Source organism: Promicromonospora sp. NPDC050262, from assembly GCF_040655935.1.
In the GTDB taxonomy this organism is placed as follows: Bacteria; Actinomycetota; Actinomycetes; order Actinomycetales; family Cellulomonadaceae; genus Promicromonospora.
This window is the reverse complement of sequence record NZ_JBFAKX010000002.1, coordinates 86,447-104,727: the sequence shown is the minus strand read 5'-3', so window position 1 is coordinate 104,727 and position 18,281 is coordinate 86,447. Positions and strand designations below refer to the sequence as shown.

Genomic DNA, 18,281 nt, shown 5'->3' with positions numbered 1-18,281 from the left:
TTTCCGGGGCGGGCTCCCGGGCTGGGATGGGGGTCGGGAACGGGGGTCGGGACGGAACGGGGGTCGGGTGCCAGCGGGTCACAGGACCTTCTCCAGGAAGGCCCTGGTCCGGTCGCTGGCAGGGTTGTCGAGCACGGCGTCGGGCGGTCCCTGCTCGACCACGACGCCCTCGTCCATGAAGACGACGGTGTCCGCGATCTCGCGGGCGAAGCCCACCTCGTGGGTGACGACGACGAGCGTGGTGCCGGTGCCGGCGAGCTCCTTGATCACGCCGAGCACCTCGCCGACGAGCTCGGGGTCGAGCGCGGAGGTGGGCTCGTCGAAGAGCACGACGGCGGGCCGCAGGGCCAGGGCGCGGGCGATGGCCACCCGCTGCTGCTGACCACCGGAGAGCTGCCGGGGCCGGGCGTCGGCCCGGTCGGCCAGCCCGACCCGGGCCAGCAGCTCGCGCGCCTCCGCCTCTGCCTCGGCGCGCGGCCGGCCCTGCGCGTAGATCGGCGCCTCGACGATGTTCTCCAGCACGGTGAGGTGCGGGAACAGGTTGAAGTTCTGGAACACGAACCCGATCCGGGTGCGCCGGCGCAGGATCTCGCGCTCGGTGAGCTCCCGGAGGGTGTTGCCGTGCCGGGCGTACCCGATGAGCTCGCCGTCCAGGGAGACGAAGCCGCGGTCCACCTTCTCCAGGTGGTTGATGGCGCGCAGCAGGGTCGACTTGCCCGACCCGGACGGCCCGATGACGGCGGCAACCTCGCCCGGCCGGACGGTCAGGTCCACGCCGCGCAGGGCCTCCAGCAGGCCGAACGACTTGTGCACGCCCCGGATCTCCAGCAGTCCGCCGGTCATGCGGCATCTCCTCGCGGAGCGACCCAGCGCCCCACCCGGACGCGCGCCGCGAAGGCGGGCGGGACGCCGTCGGGCACGGGGGCGCCGGTGAGGCGCGACCAGCCGACCTGGATCTCCCACCGCACGCGCTGGACGGGCGTGGGCGGCAGGGTGCGCAGGGCGCCCTTGGCGTAGTGCCGCTCCACGTAGTACTGGACCACCGTGATGAGCGTGGTCAGCGCGAGGTACCAGATGGCGGCGACGATGAGCAACGGCACCACCCGGCCGTTGCGGCCGTAGATGACGCTCACGATGTAGAACAGCTCGCCGTACGCCAGCACGTACACGATCGAGGTGCCCTTGAGCAGGCCGATCACCTCGTTCACCGCGGTGGGCACGATGGACCGCATCGCCTGCGGCAGGATGATCCGCCGCACCTGGCGGTGGCGCGGGATGCCCAGCGACGCCGCGGCCTCGTGCTGGCCCTGGTCGACGCCGAGGATGCCCGCCCGCACGATCTCCGCGCTGTACGCCGCCTGCGACAGCCCGAGGCCCAGGATCGCGGCCCAGAACTTGTCGATCAGGTCGAGCGTGTCGAAGAACAGGAACTCCGGCCCGAACGGGATGCCGAGGCTCAGCACCGGGTACAGGTAGGCGAGGTTGTACCAGAGCAGGAGCTGCAGCAGCAGCGGCACCGACCGGAACACCCACGTGTAGGCCCACGAGACGGCCTGCAGCAGCGGCGAGCGCGACAGCCGCATCAGGGCCAGCACCGTGCCGAGCGCGAAGCCCACGACGGACGCCGTCGCCGTGAGCCGCACCGTGGCCCACGCCCCCTCCAGGATCGAGGGCCACGTGAGGTAGCGGGCCACGACGTCCCACTCCCAGCGGTCGTTGGTGACCAGGGAGGAGACGACCATGGCCAGCAGCACGCCCACCACGGCGGTCGCGATCCAGCGGCCCGGGTGCCGGGCCGCGACCACGCGCAGGTCCTCGTCGGCGGGCCCTGCCTGCGCCGGACCGTCCCCGCCAGGCGGCAGGCCGGGTGGCGGGTACAGGAGGCGGGACTCGCCCTCGGCCAGGTCGGCGCTCATGTCGTCAGCCACTTCTCGAAGGGGAGCGGGCCGAACGGCTGCTCGACCGCGGGGTCGGCGGGCTCGCCGGCGGCGGCCGCGGTGAGCGGCGTGTAGCCCGTGGCGCGGTAGAGCCCGGCCGCCTCCGGCTGACGCGGGCCCGTGGTCAGGTAGAGCCGCGGGTAGCCCAGGTCGCGGGCCCGCGTCTCGAGCTCGGACAGCACCCGCCGGGCCAGGCCGCGGCGCCGGTGCGCGTCGTGGGTCCAGATGCGCTTGAGCTCGGCCGTGGGGACGGCCGGGACGCCGTCCGCGTCCCGGGCGTCGGCGCGCGCCAGGCGCGCGGTCTCCCCCAGCTCGGGCTCCAGCCGACGGCGGAACGCGCCGCCCGCCACCGGCTCGCCGTGCTCCAGGAGCAGCACCAGGGCGCCCACCGGCGGGGCGAACTCGTCGGCCGCGTAGTGCGTCATCTCGGCCTTGTGCTGCTCCTCGGTCAGCAGGTCGTGGTACCGGGTGCGGTACTCGACCGACAGGCCCGCCAGCAGCGGCTCGACCAGCGGGTCGGACAGGCGCACGTCGCGGACCTCCAGCCCGCTCGGTGCGTCCGGGGCGGTGGACGACGGGTGCGGCCCCGCGGAGAGGGCGGTCATCGTGGTGCCTTCTCGCCCGCGGTGACGGCGAACGGCAGGTGGTTGCCCGCCAGCGGGGCGGGGCACGTGCCGAACCGCGTGAACGCGTACGGCAGGTTCACCGCCCGGTTCAGGTCCAGGCGCAGCGTGCCGGAGGCTGGCCCGTCGGCGTCGTCCGCCGTCGTCCCCGGGACCGGGACCCGCAGGACCCGCCACGGCGCGACCTCGTCGGACTCGTCGGTGAACAGGAGGGCCGGCTCGGTGCTGCTGCCGGTCAGCGCCAGGGTGGTGACCGTCCCGGCGTGGGCGACGTCCACCTCGCCGAACACCTCGACGTGGTGCACCAGGCGGGGCTGCGCCGCGCCCACGGTCACCGCGTCGGGCTCGTCGTACCAGCGCACGGGCACGTCCAGCACCCAGGCCGGGTCGTGGTCGAACGCGGGGACGCCGTCGAACTCCGCGCGGGTGGCCGCCTCCGGGTCCCGCGGCCGCACCCCGTACCGGCCGGTGCGCAGCACCACCTCGACCGCCACCTCGTGCTCGGCGCCGGCCGCGCGGCCCTCGGGCAGGAACGTGCCCAGGATCTGGCTGCGGCCCTCGCCCACGACGATCGACGTCGGCCCGTCGGGCTCGACGTGCTCCCCCACCAGACTGGCCGTGTCGCCGGACGCCGGACGGGTGAACAGCGTCCGGTCGTCGACCCACCACTCGCCGGGCAGCCCCGGCAGGCGCGACGGCGTGGCCGTGGGCCACAGCAGCGCCGCCGGAGTCAGCCAGCCGTGGGGCTTGCGCAGCTCGCGCTCGCGGGCGGCCCGCCACGCGGCGTGCTCGCGCGCGGCGGCGGCGTCGGGCGGGCTCAGTACCTCGGTCATGTCAGGTCCTTCCCGTCGGGGTGCTGCGCAGCGGTGCGGGCACCGGGGATCGCCGCGATCAGCTCCGCGGTGTACGGGTGGGCGGGGTGGTCGAACACGCGGCCGACGGGTCCGGTCTCCACGAGCCGGCCGTCGCTCATGACGCCGACGTGGTCGGCGACCTGCCGCACCACCCCCAGGTCGTGCGAGATGAACAGGTAGGTGAGGCCACGCTCCGCGCGCAGCCGGGCCAGCAGCTCCAGCACCCGGGCCTGCACGGAGACGTCGAGCGCGGAGGTCGGCTCGTCCAGCACGAGCAGCTCCGGGTCGAGCGCCAGCGCCCGCGCGATGGCCACCCGCTGGCGCTGCCCGCCCGACAGCTCGGCCGGCCGCCGTCGGGCCAGGTCCGGCGAGAGGTGCACCTGCTGCAGGAGCTGCGCCACCCGCTCGCGCCGCTCGGCGCGGTCGCCCACGCGGTGCGCGCGCAGCGGCTCCTCCACCACGGCGGCGACCGTGAAGCGTGGGTCGAGGGACGAGTACGGGTCCTGGTGCACGAGCTGGGTACGACGGCGGGTCGCCCGGTCGGCGCCGACGGGCGCGCCGTCCAGCTCGACCGCGCCCGCGTCGGGCCGCTCCAGGCCGAGCACCAGGCGCGCCGTGGTCGACTTGCCCGACCCCGACTCCCCCACCAGGGCGAACGCGGAGCCCCGCGGGACGGCGAACGACACGTCGTCGACCGCGCGCAGCCGCTCGCGGCGGCCCAGGCGGAACTCCTTGACGAGCCCGCGGACCTCCAGGAGGGCGGGTGTGGCCCCAGGGGCCGGGTCGGTCCTGGCCACGGCGGTGCCGGTGGCGGTTCCTGCGACGGCGCCCGCCCCGCTCGGGGCTGTGTCGTCGGGCGCCCCGGGCTCCGGACCGGCGTCCGGCGCCGACGCGCTTGGCACATTATTTCTGCCGGGCACCGCCGCGACGAGCTCCCGTGTGTACGGGTGCTCGGGCGCGCCCAGCACCCGGGCAGCCGGCCCCTCCTCGACCACCACGCCGTCCTTGAGCACGACCACCCGGTCGGCCCGGTCTGCGGCCACGGCCAGGTCGTGCGTGATGAGCAGCACCGCCGTTCCGGCGCGGCCGGTGAGGTCCGCGAGCAGGTCGAGCACCCGCCGCTGCACCGTCACGTCCAGGGCCGACGTCGGCTCGTCCGCGATGACCAGCTCCGGCTCGCACGCCATGGCGATGCCGACGAGCACCCGCTGCCGCATGCCGCCGGAGAGCTGGTGCGGGTACTGCCGGGCCCGCTCCCGCGGCCGGTCCAGCCCCACCTCGGCCAGGATCTCGACGGCCCGCTCCCGGGCGGCCCGCCGCGGCGTGCCGTGCACCACGAGCGGCTCGGCGACCTGCTCCCCCACCCGCACCACGGGGTCGAGCGCGGTGCCCGGGTCCTGCGGCACGAACCCCACGCGCACGCCGCGCACGCGCCGCCACGCGTCGGGGAGCAGGCCGGTCAGCGGCGTGGACCGCGGCCCCTCGCCGAGCGTGACCTCCCCCGCGGTGACGTGGCCGCCGTCGGGCAGCAGGCCGATCAGGGCGTGCGCCGTGGTGGACTTGCCGCTCCCGGACTCGCCGACCAGCGCGACCACCTCGCCGGGCCGCACGTCCAGGTCCACGCCGTGCACCACCTCGCGGTCGCCGTAGGCGACGCGCAGTCCCCGCACGCGCAGCGGGCCGCCCGACGGCGCGGGGTCGACCGGGCCCGTGGTGGTCGCGCCCGTGCCGGGCCGCGTCGTCAGCGTCATCGGTCCGTCCTCGTCTCGCGGGTGAGCGCCCGGCCGAGCACGCCGACGGCGAGCACGAACAGGGCGATGACCAGGCCCGGCAGCGTCGAGTACCACCAGGCGACGGCCAGGTAGTCGCGCCCCTCGGCCACCAGGGAGCCCCACTCGGGCGTGGGCGGCGTGGCGCCGTACCCGAGGAAGCTCAGGGCGGAGACCGCCAGGATCACCGCGCCGAGCTCGACGGCCGCGAGCGCCAGCACGGGGCCGGCGGCGTTGGGCAGCACGTGCCGCAGCAGGACGGCGCCCCGGCCCGCCCCGGCGAGCCGGGCGGCCTCCACGTAGGTGGCGTGCCGTACCCGCAGCACCTGGCTCCGCATGACGCGGGCGAACGTGGCCACGGAGGCGACGCCCACGGCGATGGCCACCTTGACGGTGCCGAAGCCGAGCGCGGTCACGACGGCGAGCGACAGCAGCAGGCCGGGGATGGCAAGGAGCACGTCGGTGGCGCGCATGAGCGCGTCGTCGACGGGTCCGCCGAGGAAGCCGGCGAGCAGCCCGATGCCGGACCCGGCCACGAGGGCGACGCCGATCGCGAGCAGCGCGGCGCGTACCGACAGGCTCGTGCCGTGCACGGTGCGCGAGAACAGGTCGCGGCCGAGGTGGTCGGTGCCGAACCAGTGGGCGGCGCCGGGGGCCTGGAGCTTGTCCGCCGGGACGCCGGTGATCGGGTCCTGCCCCGTGAACAGACCGGGGACGAGCGCCCAGGCCAGGACGAGCACCACGATCACGAGCGCCACCAGCGCGGCGGGCCTCGTGCGCAGCAGGGCGAGCCCGCGGGTCATCGTGCGCCTCCCCCGGTGCGGCCGTGGGCGCCGGCGAGCACCCGCGGGTCGAGCAGGGGGTGCACGAGATCGACCAGGAGGCTGGTGAGCACGAACACCGCGGCGGCGACGACCACGAGCCCCTGGACCACGGGGATGTCCTGCGTGGTCACGGCGTTCTCGACGAGCCGGCCGAAGCCCTGGCGGGAGAACACCGTCTCGACCACGACCGTGCCGCCGAGCAGGTTGCCCACGAGCACGCCGAGCACGGTGACGGTCGGCAGGGACCCGTTGCGCACCACGTGCGCGCCGAGCACCCGGGCCCGGCCGGAGCCCTTGGCGAACGCGGTCTCGACGTAGGGCGCGCGCCAGGCCTCGCGCAGGCCCTGGGAGAGCACCTGCGCGACGACGGCGGCGAGCCCGATCGCGAGCGTGACCGCGGGCAGCACCAGGGAGGCGAACCCCTCGTTGCCGACCGCCGGGAAGACGAACCAGGTGAACGAGAACAGGTGGAGCAGCACGAGCCCGACCCAGAACCCGGGCACCGCGACACCGAGCGGCGGCAGGCCGAGCAGCAGGTCGCGCAGCCACGCGGCCCGGGTCCAGGACGCGAGCAGCGCGATCCCCACCCCGGCGACGAGGGCGAGCGCGAGCGCGAGGCCGGCGAGCTTCGCCGTCTCGGGGAACGCGTCCGCGATGAGGCCGGAGACAGGGGCGCCGCTGCTGATGGACGTGCCGAGGTCGCCCGTCAGCGTCCGGCCGAGCAGCGTGACGTACTGCTCGAGCGGGCCCTGGTCGAACCCGTAGCGCTCGCGCAGCTCGGCGACGCGCGCCGGGTCGACGCGCTCGCCCCCGGCGCCCTGGTCGAGCATGATCGCGACCGGGTCGCTGGGCAGCAGGTACAGGATCAGGTAGGAGACGGTGAACGCCGCCCACAGGACCGCGACGGCGCCGGCGAGGCGGCGCAGCACGTAGGCGAGCATCACTCCTGCTCGATCCAGGCGTCGTGGAACAGCAGCCGGGAGGAGGCGTCGAAGGTGACGCCGTGCACGTCACCACGCACCCCGATCGACTGGGACAGCTCGAACAGCGGGACGGCGAGGCCCTGGTCGAGGATCGCCTCCTGCGCCTCGGCGGCGATCGCGTCGCGGGCGGCCGGGTCGGCCTCGCCGAGCTGCTCGTCGAGCAGCGGGTCCACGACGTCGTCGGGCTCGCGCAGGCTGAGGTTGCGCTGCGCGGTGGAGAACTGGGTGCGCAGGATGTCGGCGTCGGCCCGGGTGACGTTGTAGTAGTAGAAGTCGTAGTCGCCGGAGTCCTGGGCGACGGTCTGCTCGGGGGCCGTGAGCTGGCGGAGCGTGAGGTCCACGCCGACGGCGCGCAGCTGCTGGGCCACCAGCTCCAGCACCGGCCCGCTGCCGGTGAACACCGGGGTGTAGGTCACCTCGATCTCCAGCGGCTCACCGTCCTTCTCGCGGATGCCGTCCGGGCCGAGGGTCCACCCGGCGTCGTCGAGGATGCGGCCGGCCTCCTCGGGGTCGAACGCGAGCCGGTCGGACAGGTCGGCGTAGCCGGGCGTGGTGGACGCGAGGATGCCCGTGGCCGGCTCGAACGCGTCCGACAGCACGGTGTCGACCAGCTCCTGGCGGTCGATCGCCAGCAGGAGGGCGCGGCGCACCTCGACGTCGTCCAGGGGCGCGCGGGTCAGGTTGGGCTGCAGCACGAACGGCACGCCCGGGTTGGCGCGGGTCAGCACCGCGCCGCCCGAGCCCTCGATCTGCGGCACGTCCTGCGGCAGCACGTCGCCGACGGCGTCGAACTGGTCGGACGCGAGCCCGCCGGCCCGCACCCCGGACTCCGGGACCACGGAGAACTCGACGCGCTCCAGGTAGGCGTCGCCGTCGTGCTCGGCCGACGCGGGTGCCCAGTCGTAGCCCTCGCGGCGCGTGATCACGGCGCCCTGGTCCTGCGTGTAGCTGTCCAGGACGAACGGCCCCGAGCCGACGACGTCGCCCTGCAGCCGCTCGGCCGGGTCCACGTCCGCCGTCTCCGCGGCCAGGATCGCGAGCGACACCGTCGAGGTGGCCTGCAGGAACTGCGCGTTCGGCTGGTCGAAGACGACGGTCGCGGTGCTCCCGTCGGGCACCTCGGTCTGCTCGTAGCCCGCGAGGTAGCTCGCCGCGAGCGGGGCGCTCGCCCCGAGGTCGCCAGCGATGGCGTCGAAGCTGGCCTTGACGTCGGCGGAGTCCAGCGCGCTGCCGTCGGAGAAGGTCACGCCGTCGCGCAGGTGGAACGTGAACCGGGTCAGGTCGTCGCTGACGTCCCAGCTCTCGGCGAGCCACGGCTGGATCTCGCCGGTGGTCGGGTCCTGGTCGGTCAGCGAGTCCGCGAGCTGCCGCGCCACGTAGATGCTGACGTTCGAGCCGACCTGCTGCGGGTCCACGCCCTGCGGCGCGGCCCCGAGCGCGAACCGGAGCGTGCCGCCCGGTGTCGGCTCGGCGGACGCGCTGCCCGAGGCGGTGTCGGGTCCGGCGCAGCCGGTCAGGGCGAGCGCGGCGGCCAGGGCCGTGGCGACGGCCGGGGCGGCGACTGCTGTGGACGGCGTGCGGCGGGGGTGGTTCGGGACCATGGGGGTTGTCCTCTCGGGGCACGGCGAGGCGGACCTGCGCGAGGGTGCACGAAGGTCCGTCACCGGAGGTGACGCGGGGGGCGAGGTGTGAGCGCGGGGTCGCGGCGCCGGGGTGCGGCATGCCGGCCCGGGCGGGTACGACGAGGAAGGGGTACGAGGAACGCGTACGACGAGGAACAGCCGCGATGGGCCGTTCAGCGGGGGCGCCGCGAGGCGTTCCCCGGGGGCTGCGAGGTGTCGGGGGCCGTCAGCAGCCGGCGGGACAACACTCCTGGGCACGACACAGGGGGCGGGCGTGCGCGAACTGCACCGTGCCGTACATCGCTCGTGCCATGTCGGTCTCCCTCCGATTCGAATTCCCTATCGGACTGATAGGAATTCGGTATGCGGGGAAGTTACGGCCGCCCACGGGGCATGTCAACGGTGTCCACGAAGGGTCTCGCATCGCGGACGGAGCCGGCTCGCCGTCCAGCCCCACCGACGTCCGGCCCCGCGTCGAACCGCAGGTCAGACGTCGCCGTAGACGCCCTCGAACACGTCCCGGTACGCGGCGGCCAGGCGCAGCCCGTCGTGCCGGGCGGTGTCGTCGCCGCGCCGCACCTGGCGCATGATCACGCGCGCGCCCATCGACGCGGCCGCGGCCTCCAGCGCCGCGACGTCCTCGACCGCGGACGGGTCGGCCAGCACGGCGTCGATCCGCAGGCCGGGCGCGTGCTTGTGCAGGGCCTCCAGGTGGTCGACGGCGGTCAGACCCGCCGTCTCGCCGTTCTCGGCGGAGAGGTTGAGCGTGACGCAGCGGCGCGCCTTGGTGACGTGCAGGGCGTCCGCGAGGGCGGGCACCAGCAGGTGGACCAGCACCGACGAGTACCAGGACCCGGGGCCGAGGACCACCCAGTCGGCGTCGAGCACCGCCTGGACGGCCTCCGGGGACGCCGGCGGGTCGGCGGGCAGGAGGCGCAGCTGCTCGATCCGGCCCTCGGTCACGGCGACCTTGCTCTGCCCGATCACGGTCTCCAGCGGCGCCTCCGGCTCGCCGGGCAGCGCGGTGTGCCGCACATCGGCCTCGACCACCAGCGGCACCGACGCCATCGGCAGCACGCGCCCGCGCGCGCCGAGCAGGCGGCCCACCCAGTCCAGCCCCTCGACCGGGTCCCCGAGCAGCTCCCACAGCGCCACGATGAGCAGGTTGCCCATGGCGTGGTTGTCCAGCTCGCCCGACGACGAGAACCGGTGCTGCAGCATCGCGCTCCAGGTCCGGCCCCACTCGGAGTCGTCGCACAGGGCCGCGAGCGCCATCCGCAGGTCACCGGGAGGCAGCACGTCCAGCTCCTCGCGCAGCCGGCCGGACGAGCCGCCGTCGTCGGCCACCGTCACGACGGCCGTGAGACGGTCCGACATGAGCCGCAGCGCGGACAGGCTGGCGGACAGGCCGTGGCCGCCGCCGAGGGCGACGACCGACGGGTTCTTGCTCCACTCCGGGGCGGGGACGTCGGGCACCCCCGGCGCGTGCGGGATCATTCGCGGCCCAGGTCACGCGCCGAGACGGAGACGAGCTGCCCGCGGGCGCGCAGACGCTCGGCGATGGCGTCGGACATGGCGACGGACCGGTGCTTTCCGCCCGTGCATCCCACGGCGATGGTCACGTAACGCTTCTCCTCGTTGAGGTAGCCGGCGAGCACCGGTGCCAGGGCCTCGACGTAGCGGTCCGCGAACTCGACGGCGCCCGGGCGGGCGAGCACGTAGTCGCGTACCGGCTGGTCACGCCCCGTCAGGTGCCGCAGCTCGGTGATCCAGTACGGGTTGGCCAGGAACCGTACGTCCACCACGTGGTCCGCGTCCAGAGGGATGCCGTACTTGAACCCGAACGAGATCACGTTGATGCGCAGCTGCTCGGTCGCGTCGTGCGCGAGCCAGGCGCGGATCTCCCGGGCGAGGTCGTGCACGGACAGGTCGGAGGTGTCGATCCGCAGGTCGGCGCGCTCGGCGAGGGTCGCGACCACGGAGCGCTCCTCGGCGATGCCGTCCAGGATCCGGCCGTCGCCCTGCAGCGGGTGCGGGCGGCGCACCTGCTCGAAGCGGCGCACCAGCACCTCGTCGCTCGCGTCCAGGAACAGGATCCGGTAGGCCACCCCGGCCTCCGTCATGTGCACGAGCACCTTGTCCAGCTCCGAGAAGAACTGGCGGCCGCGCACGTCCACGACCACGGCGACGCGCTCGATGCTGGACCCCTTGGCCATGAGGTCGACCAGGGGCACCAGCATCATGGGCGGCAGGTTGTCGACCACGTACCAGTCGAGGTCCTCCAGCACCGCGGCGGCCCGGGACCGGCCGGCTCCGGACATCCCGGTGATCACCAGGACCTGCGGGTCGCTGCGCTCGGGGGTGTGCGTGGCGGCCTCGACCGCGGCGATTCCCTCGGGGGCCGTGGTGGGGGACGGCTCGGTGTTGCTCATGGCACCTAGCATGCCAGCGTCAGGCCTTGAGGGCGGCCACGACGGCCGCGGCCGTCGTGGTCCCCATGCCCCGCACGCTGGCGATCTCCTCGACGCTCGCCGCCTTGAGCCGCTTGAGCGACCCGAAGTGGGTGAGCAGCACCTTCTTGCGGGCCGGCCCGAGCCCCGGGACGTCGTCGAGCACGGAGGCGGTCATGCCCTTGCTGCGCCGGCGGCGGTGCTGCGTGATCGCGAACCGGTGGGCCTCGTCGCGGACGCGCTGCAGCAGGTACAGGCCCTCGCTGGAGCGCTGCAGGATCACCGGGTACTCCTCGCCGGGCAGCCACACCTCCTCCAGGCGCTTGGCCAGGCCGCAGAGCGCGACGTCGGTGATGCCGAGCTCGTCCATCGCCTTCTTGGCGGCGGCGACCTGGGGCGGCCCGCCGTCGACCACCACGAGGCTCGGCGGATAGGCGAACCGGGCCTTCTCCTCCGGCGCGTCGGCGGCGACCTCGCCGCCCGGCAGCGCGCCGGGCAGGGCGCCGGCGGGATCCTCGTCCGCGCGGTCCTCCCCCGCCGAGATCTCGACGTCGTTGGCCTTGAGCCGGTCGGTCAGGTACCGCTTGAAGCGGCGCGTGATGACCTCGTGCATGGCCTGCGTGTCGTCGCGGGCGCCGTCGCCGTCCGACCCGCGGATGCTGAACGAGCGGTACTCGCTCTTGCGGGGCAGCCCGTCCTCGAAGACCACCATGGACGCGGACTGGTAGGTGCCCTGGGTGTGCGAGATGTCGTAGCACTCGATACGCAGGGGCGCCGACTCCAGGTCGAGCGCCTCCTGGATCTCGCGCAGTGCCTGGCTGCGGGTCGTGAGGTCGCCCGCGCGGCGGGTGCGGTGCAGCACCAGCGCGTGCTCGGCGTTCTTGCGGACGGTCTCCGCGAGCTCCTTCTTGTCGCCACGCTGCGGCACGCGCACGTCCACGCGCGAGCCGCGCAGGCCCGTGAGCCACGCGCCCACCTGGTCCAGGTCGGGCGGCAGCACCGGGACGAGCACCTCCCGGGGCACGGCGTCGCGGGCCTCGGGACCGCTCAGGTCCTGGTCGGACCCGTACACCTGCTGCAGCAGGTGCTCCACGAGCTCGCCGTCGCTGATGTCCTCGACCTTCTCGACCACCCAGCCGCGCTGGCCGCGGATGCGGCCGCCGCGCACGTGGAAGACCTGGACGGCGGCCTCCAGCTCGTCGCCCACCAGCGCGAACACGTCGGCGTCCGTGGCGTCGCCCAGCACCACCGCGTTCTTCTCGGTGGCGCGCCGCAGCGCCTCGATGTCGTCGCGCAGGCGGGCCGCCTGCTCGTACTCCATCTCGGCGGCGGCCTCCTGCATGCGCTTGGTGAGCCGGCGCTCGAACTTGGCGGTGTCGCCCGCCATGAAGTCGCAGAAGTCCAGGACCAGCGCGCGGTGGTCGTCCACGCTGATGCGGCCCACGCACGGCGCCGAGCACTTGTCGATGTACCCGAGCAGGCACGGACGTCCCGACTGGCCCGCCCGCTTGTAGACCCCCGCGGAGCAGGTGCGGATGGGGAACACCCGCAGCAGCAGGTCGAGGGTCTCCCGGATGGCCCAGGCGTGCCCGTACGGCCCGAAGTACCGGGTGCCCTTGCGCTTGGCCCCGCGCATCACCTGGGCGCGTGGCACCTCCTCACCGAGGGTCACCGCGAGGTACGGGTACGACTTGTCGTCCCGGTACTTCACGTTGAACCGCGGGTCGTACTGCTGGATCCAGGTGAACTCCAGGGCGAGCGCCTCGACCTCGGTGCCCACCACCGTCCACTCGACCGACGCCGCGGTGGTCACCATCCGCTGCGTGCGCTCGTGCAGGTGCGCCACGTCCTGGAAGTAGTTCGCCAGGCGCTGGCGCAGGTTCTTCGCCTTGCCCACGTAGATGACCCGGCCGTGCTCGTCGCGGAACCGGTAGACACCGGGCGACGTCGGGATCTCTCCCGCCTTGGGTCGATAGGTTGCTGGATCCGCCATGGCACCAACCTATGCGCTGCCACTGACAACCTGGACCGATGACGCGGACGACGACCCGGGCCGACGACGCCCGTGGCGCGGCCGGCGCCGCCCCGGTCAGGCGGGGACGGCGAGCGGCACGGGCGCGACGTGTATCGGGAAGTTGACCGAGCGCGCGATGAAGCACATCGCGTGCGCCTTGTGGTGCAGGGCGGCCACGTGCTCGTCCGTCGCGAGCTCGCCCGCGTCCGCCACGACCCGCGGGTGCAGCGTCACGTCCGTGAACGCGCCCTCGCCCCGCGACTCGACGCGCATCGTGCCCGTCGCCGCGTCCGAGTACTCCCGCACGATCAGCCCCGACTCGGCCGCCAGGTGCAGGAACCACAGCATGTGGCACTGGCTCAGGCTGACGACGAACAGCTCCTCGGGGTTGTACCGGCCCGGGTCGCCCCGGAACGCCGGGTCGGCCGAGCCCAGGAGGGGCGGCTTGTGCGCCAGGTCGATCTCGTGGTCGCGCGAGTACGCGGTGTACGACGACGTACCCGTGTCCCCCGCGCCCGTCCACCGCACCGTCACGGCGTAGTCATGCGTGGCTCCGCTCATGCTGCTCACCCTAGCCGTGCGGGGTGACGAGGGCCACGCCTCTCGGGCGGCCGCGCCGGCCGGTCAGGCCGCCGGGACCTGGCGGACCGTGACCGCGCTCTGCTCCTTCGGCGTGCGCCCGCCCTCGACCCCGACGAGCTCCAGCGCGCCCTCGCCGAACAGGTCCACGCGGTCGCCGACGACGGCGTCGACCGTGGCCCGCCGCCCGTCGTCGGACCGCACCAGGAGGCGCGCCGTCGGCACGCCGTCGCGCGGCCCGGCGACCATGACGCCCACGCGCGTGGCGCCGAACCGCGCCTGCGCGCTCTGCTTCACCCGCACGACGGGACCCGCGCCCGCGCCCGGGCCCGTGTCGTCGGCCACGGCAGCCCCTCTCCCTCGCTCGACGGCGGTCACTTCATCGACTCGCCGTAGGTCACGGAGTCGAAGTTCTCATAGAACTCGTCCGCCGACATGGTGATGGTCCCCGGCTTGGTGTTGCCGTCCGAACCGGTACCGCCGTTCGGGCCCCACGGGTTGACCAGCGTGATCGTCTTGCCGTCGGACGAGACGCTGTCCACGACGTAGACGTGGTTGTTGACGACCTCCTTGTCCGGCGGGGGATCGCCGAACCAGCCGCCGCCGTCCGGGCTGGCGGCCACGACCGGCTCGCCGTTGCCCAGCCGGTCGCGGATCGACTCCAGGCTGGGCGGGTCCTCCCACGGCAGGACGGGGTCGAGCGACTCGCTGGACGTGTCCTTGCCCGTCATCATCTCCAGCGCCTTGGACGCGCTGTCGTACTCGATGTCGTCGTACTGGCCGCCCAGGTACTCGACGGCGGCCTTCTCATAGATGGAGATCCACGACGGGTCGCCGCTCGGGTCCCCGGCCGCGTTCTCGTACACCTGCGAGTCCACGGTGATCTGCACCGGCTCGCCGTCGTCGTAGAACGTCACCGTGTAGGTGCCGTCGTCGTTGGGCTTGATGTGCTCCCGGATCCAGTCCGGGTCCCGTTCGGCGATGGCGCCCGCCGAGGCGAGGAACCAGCAGTCCGCGAGGCTGCCCTGCTCGATCTGGCTCGCGTCGATCGCCTTGTCGTCGAGCGGCACCTTGCCGGCGTCCTCCAGCTTGCCGAGGTCGCCGGCCGCCTTGTCCTTGTCCCCCTGGCCGCCGGACGAGCTCTGGTCCGTGCCCTCCGGGCCGCGGCCGCCGCCGGTGACACCGCCGGCCGCGCCGTCGTACGTCTCGCTCGTGCGCTCCTGGGCGTCCGCGTTCGCGATGACCCGGCGGCCCACCTCCGCGAGGCCCAGCGCGACCGCGCGCAGGGCCCCGGAGTGCGTCGTGTGCCACTCGTCGAGGAAGCCCTCGTGGTCGGGTCCGGACCACGCCGTCGCGGAGACGGCCTGGTTGATCTGGCCGACGGCGGTCTCGAGCACGTCACCCTGCTGAACCATGGTGTTTCCGAGCGTGCGAAGCGCGCTGATGTCCGCGCCGTACATCTCCGACATACCAGGCCCCCTCGTCGTCGAGATCACTGTAGAGCACCGCCACGCGGCGCCGCCACGATACTGCCCGGGTACCTCTCCCCATCCCGCCGTCGCACGCAATGCCCGCAGGCACGCACGTCCGCGGCACGCGCGAGGGCCGGACCGGACCCACGTCAGGGTTCGATCCGGCCCTCGGGCGAGAGGAGTGCGCCGGTCCGCTCAGCCCGCGACGGCGGCCTTGCGCCGTGTACGGCTCGCCGCGGACCCGTTCGCCGTGGCCCCCTTGCCCTTGGCGGCCTTCGGCGCCCCGTTGGTCGGCGCGGCGTCCACGGGCGCGTGGCCGTCGAGGATCTCGGCGAGGTACGTGCCGGTGTGGCTCTCCGGGACCTGGGCCACGACCTCGGGCGTGCCCTGCGCGACGACCATGCCGCCGCCGCTGCCGCCCTCCGGACCCATGTCGATGACCCAGTCGGCGCTCTTGATGACGTCCAGGTTGTGCTCGATCACGATGACCGTGTTGCCCTTGTCCGCCAGCGACTGCAGCACGCCGAGCAGCCGGCGCACGTCCTCGAAGTGCAGGCCCGTGGTCGGCTCGTCCAGCACGTAGGCCGAGCGGCCCGACGACCGCTTCTGCAGCTCCGCCGCCAGCTTGACGCGCTGCGCCTCGCCGCCGGACAGCGTGGGGGCGGGCTGCCCGAGCCGCACGTACCCGAGGCCGACGTCGACCAGCGTGGACAGGTGCCGTGAGATGGCCGGGAACGCCTTGAAGAACTCCGCGGCCTCCTCGATCGGCATGTCGAGCACGTCGGCCACCGTCTTGCCCTTGAAGTGCACCTCGAGCGTCTCCCGGTTGTACCGGGCGCCGTGGCAGACCTCGCACGGCACGTAGACGTCGGGCAGGAAGTTCATCTCGATCTTGATGGTGCCGTCGCCCGCGCACGCCTCGCAGCGCCCGCCCTTGACGTTGAACGAGAAGCGGCCCGGCCCGTAGCCGCGCACCTTGGCCTCCTCGGTCTCCGCGAAGATCTTGCGGATCCGGTCCCACACGCCCGTGTAGGTGGCGGGGTTGGACCGCGGCGTGCGGCCGATCGGCCCCTGGTCCACGTGGACCACCTTGTCGAGCTGGTCCAGGCCCGTCACGCGCCTGTGCCGGCCGGCCACCCGCCGGGCGCCGTTGAGCTGGTTGGCCATGACCGTGTAGAGGATCGAGTTCACGAGCGTCGACTTGCCCGAGCCCGAGACGCCCGACACCACGGTCAGCACGCCGAGCGGGAAGGACACGTCGACGTCGCGCAGGTTGTTCTCGTGCGCGCCCACCACCGTGACCTGCCGGCCGGCGTCGACGGGCCGTCGCTGCGCCGGGAGGGGGATCGAGCGCCGGCCTGCGAGGTACGCGCCCGTGAGCGATTCCTGCTGCTCCAGCAGCCCGGCGTAGTCGCCCGAGTGGATGACGGCGCCGCCGTGCTCGCCCGCGCCCGGGCCGATGTCGACGATCCAGTCGGCCGCGCGGATCGTGTCCTCGTCGTGCTCGACGACGATCAGGGTGTTGCCCAGGTCCCGCAGCCGGGTGAGCGTGTCGATGAGCCGGCGGTTGTCGCGCTGGTGCAGGCCGATCGACGGCTCGTCCAGCACGTACAGCACGCCGACCAGGCCGGAGCCGATCTGGGTCGCGAGCCGGATGCGCTGCGCCTCGCCGCCCGACAGCGTGCCGGCCGGCCGCTCCAGCGTCAGGTAGTGCAGCCCGACGTCGAGCAGGAAGCCCAGGCGGGCGTGGATCTCCTTGAGGACCTCCGTCGCGATCTGCGCCTCGCGGACACCGAGCTCGATGCCCTTGAGGAACTCGGCGGCCTCTCCCACGGGCAGGCGGCAGACGTCGGCGATGGACAGGCCGTCCACCTTGACCGCGAGCACCTCCGGCTTGAGCCGCGCGCCACCGCAGGTCGGGCACGGGACCTCACGCATGTAGGCCTCGTACTTCTCCTTCGACCAGTCCGAGTCGGTCTCGCGGTGGCGCCGCTCCAGGAACGTCACCGCGCCCTCGAAGCCGGTCGAGTACTGCCGCTCGCGGCCCCACCGGTTCTTGTACTTGACGTGCACCTTGTGGTCGCGGCCGTGCAGGATCGCCTCCCGCGCCCGGGCCGGCAGCGCGCGCCACGGCACGTCCATGGAGAACTTCATCTCCTCGGCCAGCGCGGAGAGCACCCGCTCGAAGTACTCCGACGACGTCTGTGCCCAGGGGGCGACGGCGCCGCCGCGCAGCGTCTGCTCGTCGTCCGGCACGATGAGGTCCGGGTCGACCTCCAGGCGGAAGCCGATGCCGGTGCACTCGGGGCACGCGCCATAGGGCGCGTTGAAGGAGAAGGTCCGCGGCTCGATCTCGTCGAGCGCCAGGGGGTGCTCGTTGGGGCACGCCCGCTTCTCGGAGAACTTGCGGGTCCGGCCCAGGTCGTCGATGTCGGCGTCGACCAGCTCGATCATCACCAGGCCGTTCGCCAGGGCGAGCGCGGTCTCCACCGAGTCGGTGAGCCGGCGCTGCACGCCCTCGCGCGCCACGAGCCGGTCCACGACCACCTCGATGTCGTGCTTCAGCTTCTTCTCGAGCGTGGGCGGGTCGGTGAGCTGGACCACCTCGCCGTCGACCCGGGCGCGGGAGAAGCCCTTGGCCTGCAGCTCCTTGAACAGGTCCGCGTACTCGCCCTTGCGGCCGCGCACGACGGGCGCCAGCACCTGGTACCGGGTGTTCTCCGGCAGCTCCAGGATCTGGTCCACGATCTGCTGCGGCGTCTGCGACTGCACCTTCTCGCCGCACACCGGGCAGAACTGCGTGCCCGCCCGCGCGTAGAGCAGGCGCAGGTAGTCGTAGACCTCGGTGATGGTGCCGACGGTGGACCGCGGGTTGCGGTTGGTGGACTTCTGGTCGATCGACACCGCGGGCGACAGACCCTCGATGAAGTCGACGTCGGGCTTGTCCATCTGACCCAGGAACTGCCGCGCGTAGGCGGACAGGGACTCGACGTACCGGCGCTGACCCTCGGCGAAGATCGTGTCGAACGCGAGCGACGACTTGCCCGAGCCGGAGAGCCCCGTGAACACGATCAGCTGATCCCTGGGAAGGTCCAGATCGACGTTCTTGAGGTTGTGCTCACGGGCACCGGAGACGACGAGACGATTGCTCACA

General features: G+C 73.5%; 15 protein-coding genes. All 15 read right to left on the bottom strand.

Annotation, left to right across the window (positions count from 1 at the left end; all coding sequences use genetic code 11):
* Positions 1 to 78 precede the first annotated feature (78 nt).
* The 15 genes from AB0I29_RS03895 to uvrA all read right to left on the bottom strand — a co-directional run bounded on the left by AB0I29_RS03895 (position 79) and on the right by uvrA (position 18,280).
* Positions 79 to 843, bottom strand: a complete 765-nt coding sequence (locus AB0I29_RS03895; RefSeq protein WP_357478278.1) for an amino acid ABC transporter ATP-binding protein — start codon at positions 841 to 843, stop codon at positions 79 to 81.
* Positions 840 to 1,916: an amino acid ABC transporter permease gene (locus AB0I29_RS03890; RefSeq protein ID WP_357478276.1), complete on the bottom strand. Its 1,077-nt coding sequence runs from the start codon at positions 1,914 to 1,916 to the stop codon at positions 840 to 842. Before AB0I29_RS03890 ends, AB0I29_RS03895 begins: the two co-directional genes overlap by 4 nt.
* Positions 1,913 to 2,542, bottom strand: a complete 630-nt coding sequence (locus tag AB0I29_RS03885) for a GNAT family N-acetyltransferase (RefSeq protein ID WP_357478274.1) — start codon at positions 2,540 to 2,542, stop codon at positions 1,913 to 1,915. Before AB0I29_RS03885 ends, AB0I29_RS03890 begins: the two co-directional genes overlap by 4 nt.
* Positions 2,539 to 3,393 (bottom strand): DUF1684 domain-containing protein, encoded by an 855-nt coding sequence (locus tag AB0I29_RS03880; protein WP_357478272.1) that lies wholly within the window; start codon positions 3,391 to 3,393, stop codon positions 2,539 to 2,541. Before AB0I29_RS03880 ends, AB0I29_RS03885 begins: the two co-directional genes overlap by 4 nt.
* Positions 3,390 to 5,165: an ABC transporter ATP-binding protein gene (locus AB0I29_RS03875; RefSeq protein ID WP_357478270.1), complete on the bottom strand. Its 1,776-nt coding sequence runs from the start codon at positions 5,163 to 5,165 to the stop codon at positions 3,390 to 3,392. The genes AB0I29_RS03880 and AB0I29_RS03875 overlap by 4 nt, the downstream gene beginning before the upstream one ends.
* Positions 5,162 to 5,986 carry an ABC transporter permease gene (locus tag AB0I29_RS03870; RefSeq protein ID WP_357478268.1) on the bottom strand — a complete coding sequence of 275 codons (825 nt, stop codon included), beginning with the start codon at positions 5,984 to 5,986 and terminating at the stop codon, positions 5,162 to 5,164. The genes AB0I29_RS03875 and AB0I29_RS03870 overlap by 4 nt, the downstream gene beginning before the upstream one ends.
* Positions 5,983 to 6,948: an ABC transporter permease gene (locus AB0I29_RS03865; protein ID WP_357478267.1), complete on the bottom strand. Its 966-nt coding sequence runs from the start codon at positions 6,946 to 6,948 to the stop codon at positions 5,983 to 5,985. The genes AB0I29_RS03870 and AB0I29_RS03865 overlap by 4 nt, the downstream gene beginning before the upstream one ends.
* Positions 6,948 to 8,591, bottom strand: a complete 1,644-nt coding sequence (locus tag AB0I29_RS03860) for an ABC transporter substrate-binding protein (protein WP_357478266.1) — start codon at positions 8,589 to 8,591, stop codon at positions 6,948 to 6,950. Before AB0I29_RS03860 ends, AB0I29_RS03865 begins: the two co-directional genes overlap by 1 nt.
* A 507-nt stretch (positions 8,592 to 9,098) precedes the next feature.
* Positions 9,099 to 10,109, bottom strand: coding sequence for a uridine diphosphate-N-acetylglucosamine-binding protein YvcK (gene yvcK, locus AB0I29_RS03855; RefSeq protein ID WP_357478265.1), 1,011 nt, complete (start codon positions 10,107 to 10,109; stop codon positions 9,099 to 9,101).
* Positions 10,106 to 11,044: an RNase adapter RapZ gene (gene rapZ / locus AB0I29_RS03850; RefSeq protein ID WP_285102315.1), complete on the bottom strand. Its 939-nt coding sequence runs from the start codon at positions 11,042 to 11,044 to the stop codon at positions 10,106 to 10,108. The genes yvcK and rapZ overlap by 4 nt, the downstream gene beginning before the upstream one ends.
* Positions 11,045 to 11,063: 19 nt before the next feature.
* Positions 11,064 to 13,055 carry an excinuclease ABC subunit UvrC gene (gene uvrC, locus AB0I29_RS03845; RefSeq protein ID WP_285102316.1) on the bottom strand — a complete coding sequence of 664 codons (1,992 nt, stop codon included), beginning with the start codon at positions 13,053 to 13,055 and terminating at the stop codon, positions 11,064 to 11,066.
* 96 nt (positions 13,056 to 13,151) lie between these two features.
* Complete coding sequence (locus AB0I29_RS03840; RefSeq protein WP_285102317.1) at positions 13,152 to 13,637, bottom strand: OsmC family protein; 486 nt, start codon at positions 13,635 to 13,637, stop codon at positions 13,152 to 13,154.
* A 63-nt stretch (positions 13,638 to 13,700) separates the two neighbouring features.
* Complete coding sequence (locus tag AB0I29_RS03835) at positions 13,701 to 14,000, bottom strand: hypothetical protein (RefSeq protein WP_285102318.1); 300 nt, start codon at positions 13,998 to 14,000, stop codon at positions 13,701 to 13,703.
* A 29-nt stretch (positions 14,001 to 14,029) separates the two neighbouring features.
* Positions 14,030 to 15,070, bottom strand: a complete 1,041-nt coding sequence (locus AB0I29_RS03830; protein ID WP_285102319.1) for a C2 family cysteine protease — start codon at positions 15,068 to 15,070, stop codon at positions 14,030 to 14,032.
* A 252-nt stretch (positions 15,071 to 15,322) separates the two neighbouring features.
* Positions 15,323 to 18,280 carry an excinuclease ABC subunit UvrA gene (uvrA, locus tag AB0I29_RS03825; protein WP_285102320.1) on the bottom strand — a complete coding sequence of 986 codons (2,958 nt, stop codon included), beginning with the start codon at positions 18,278 to 18,280 and terminating at the stop codon, positions 15,323 to 15,325.
* Between the last annotated feature and the right edge of the window lies 1 nt (position 18,281).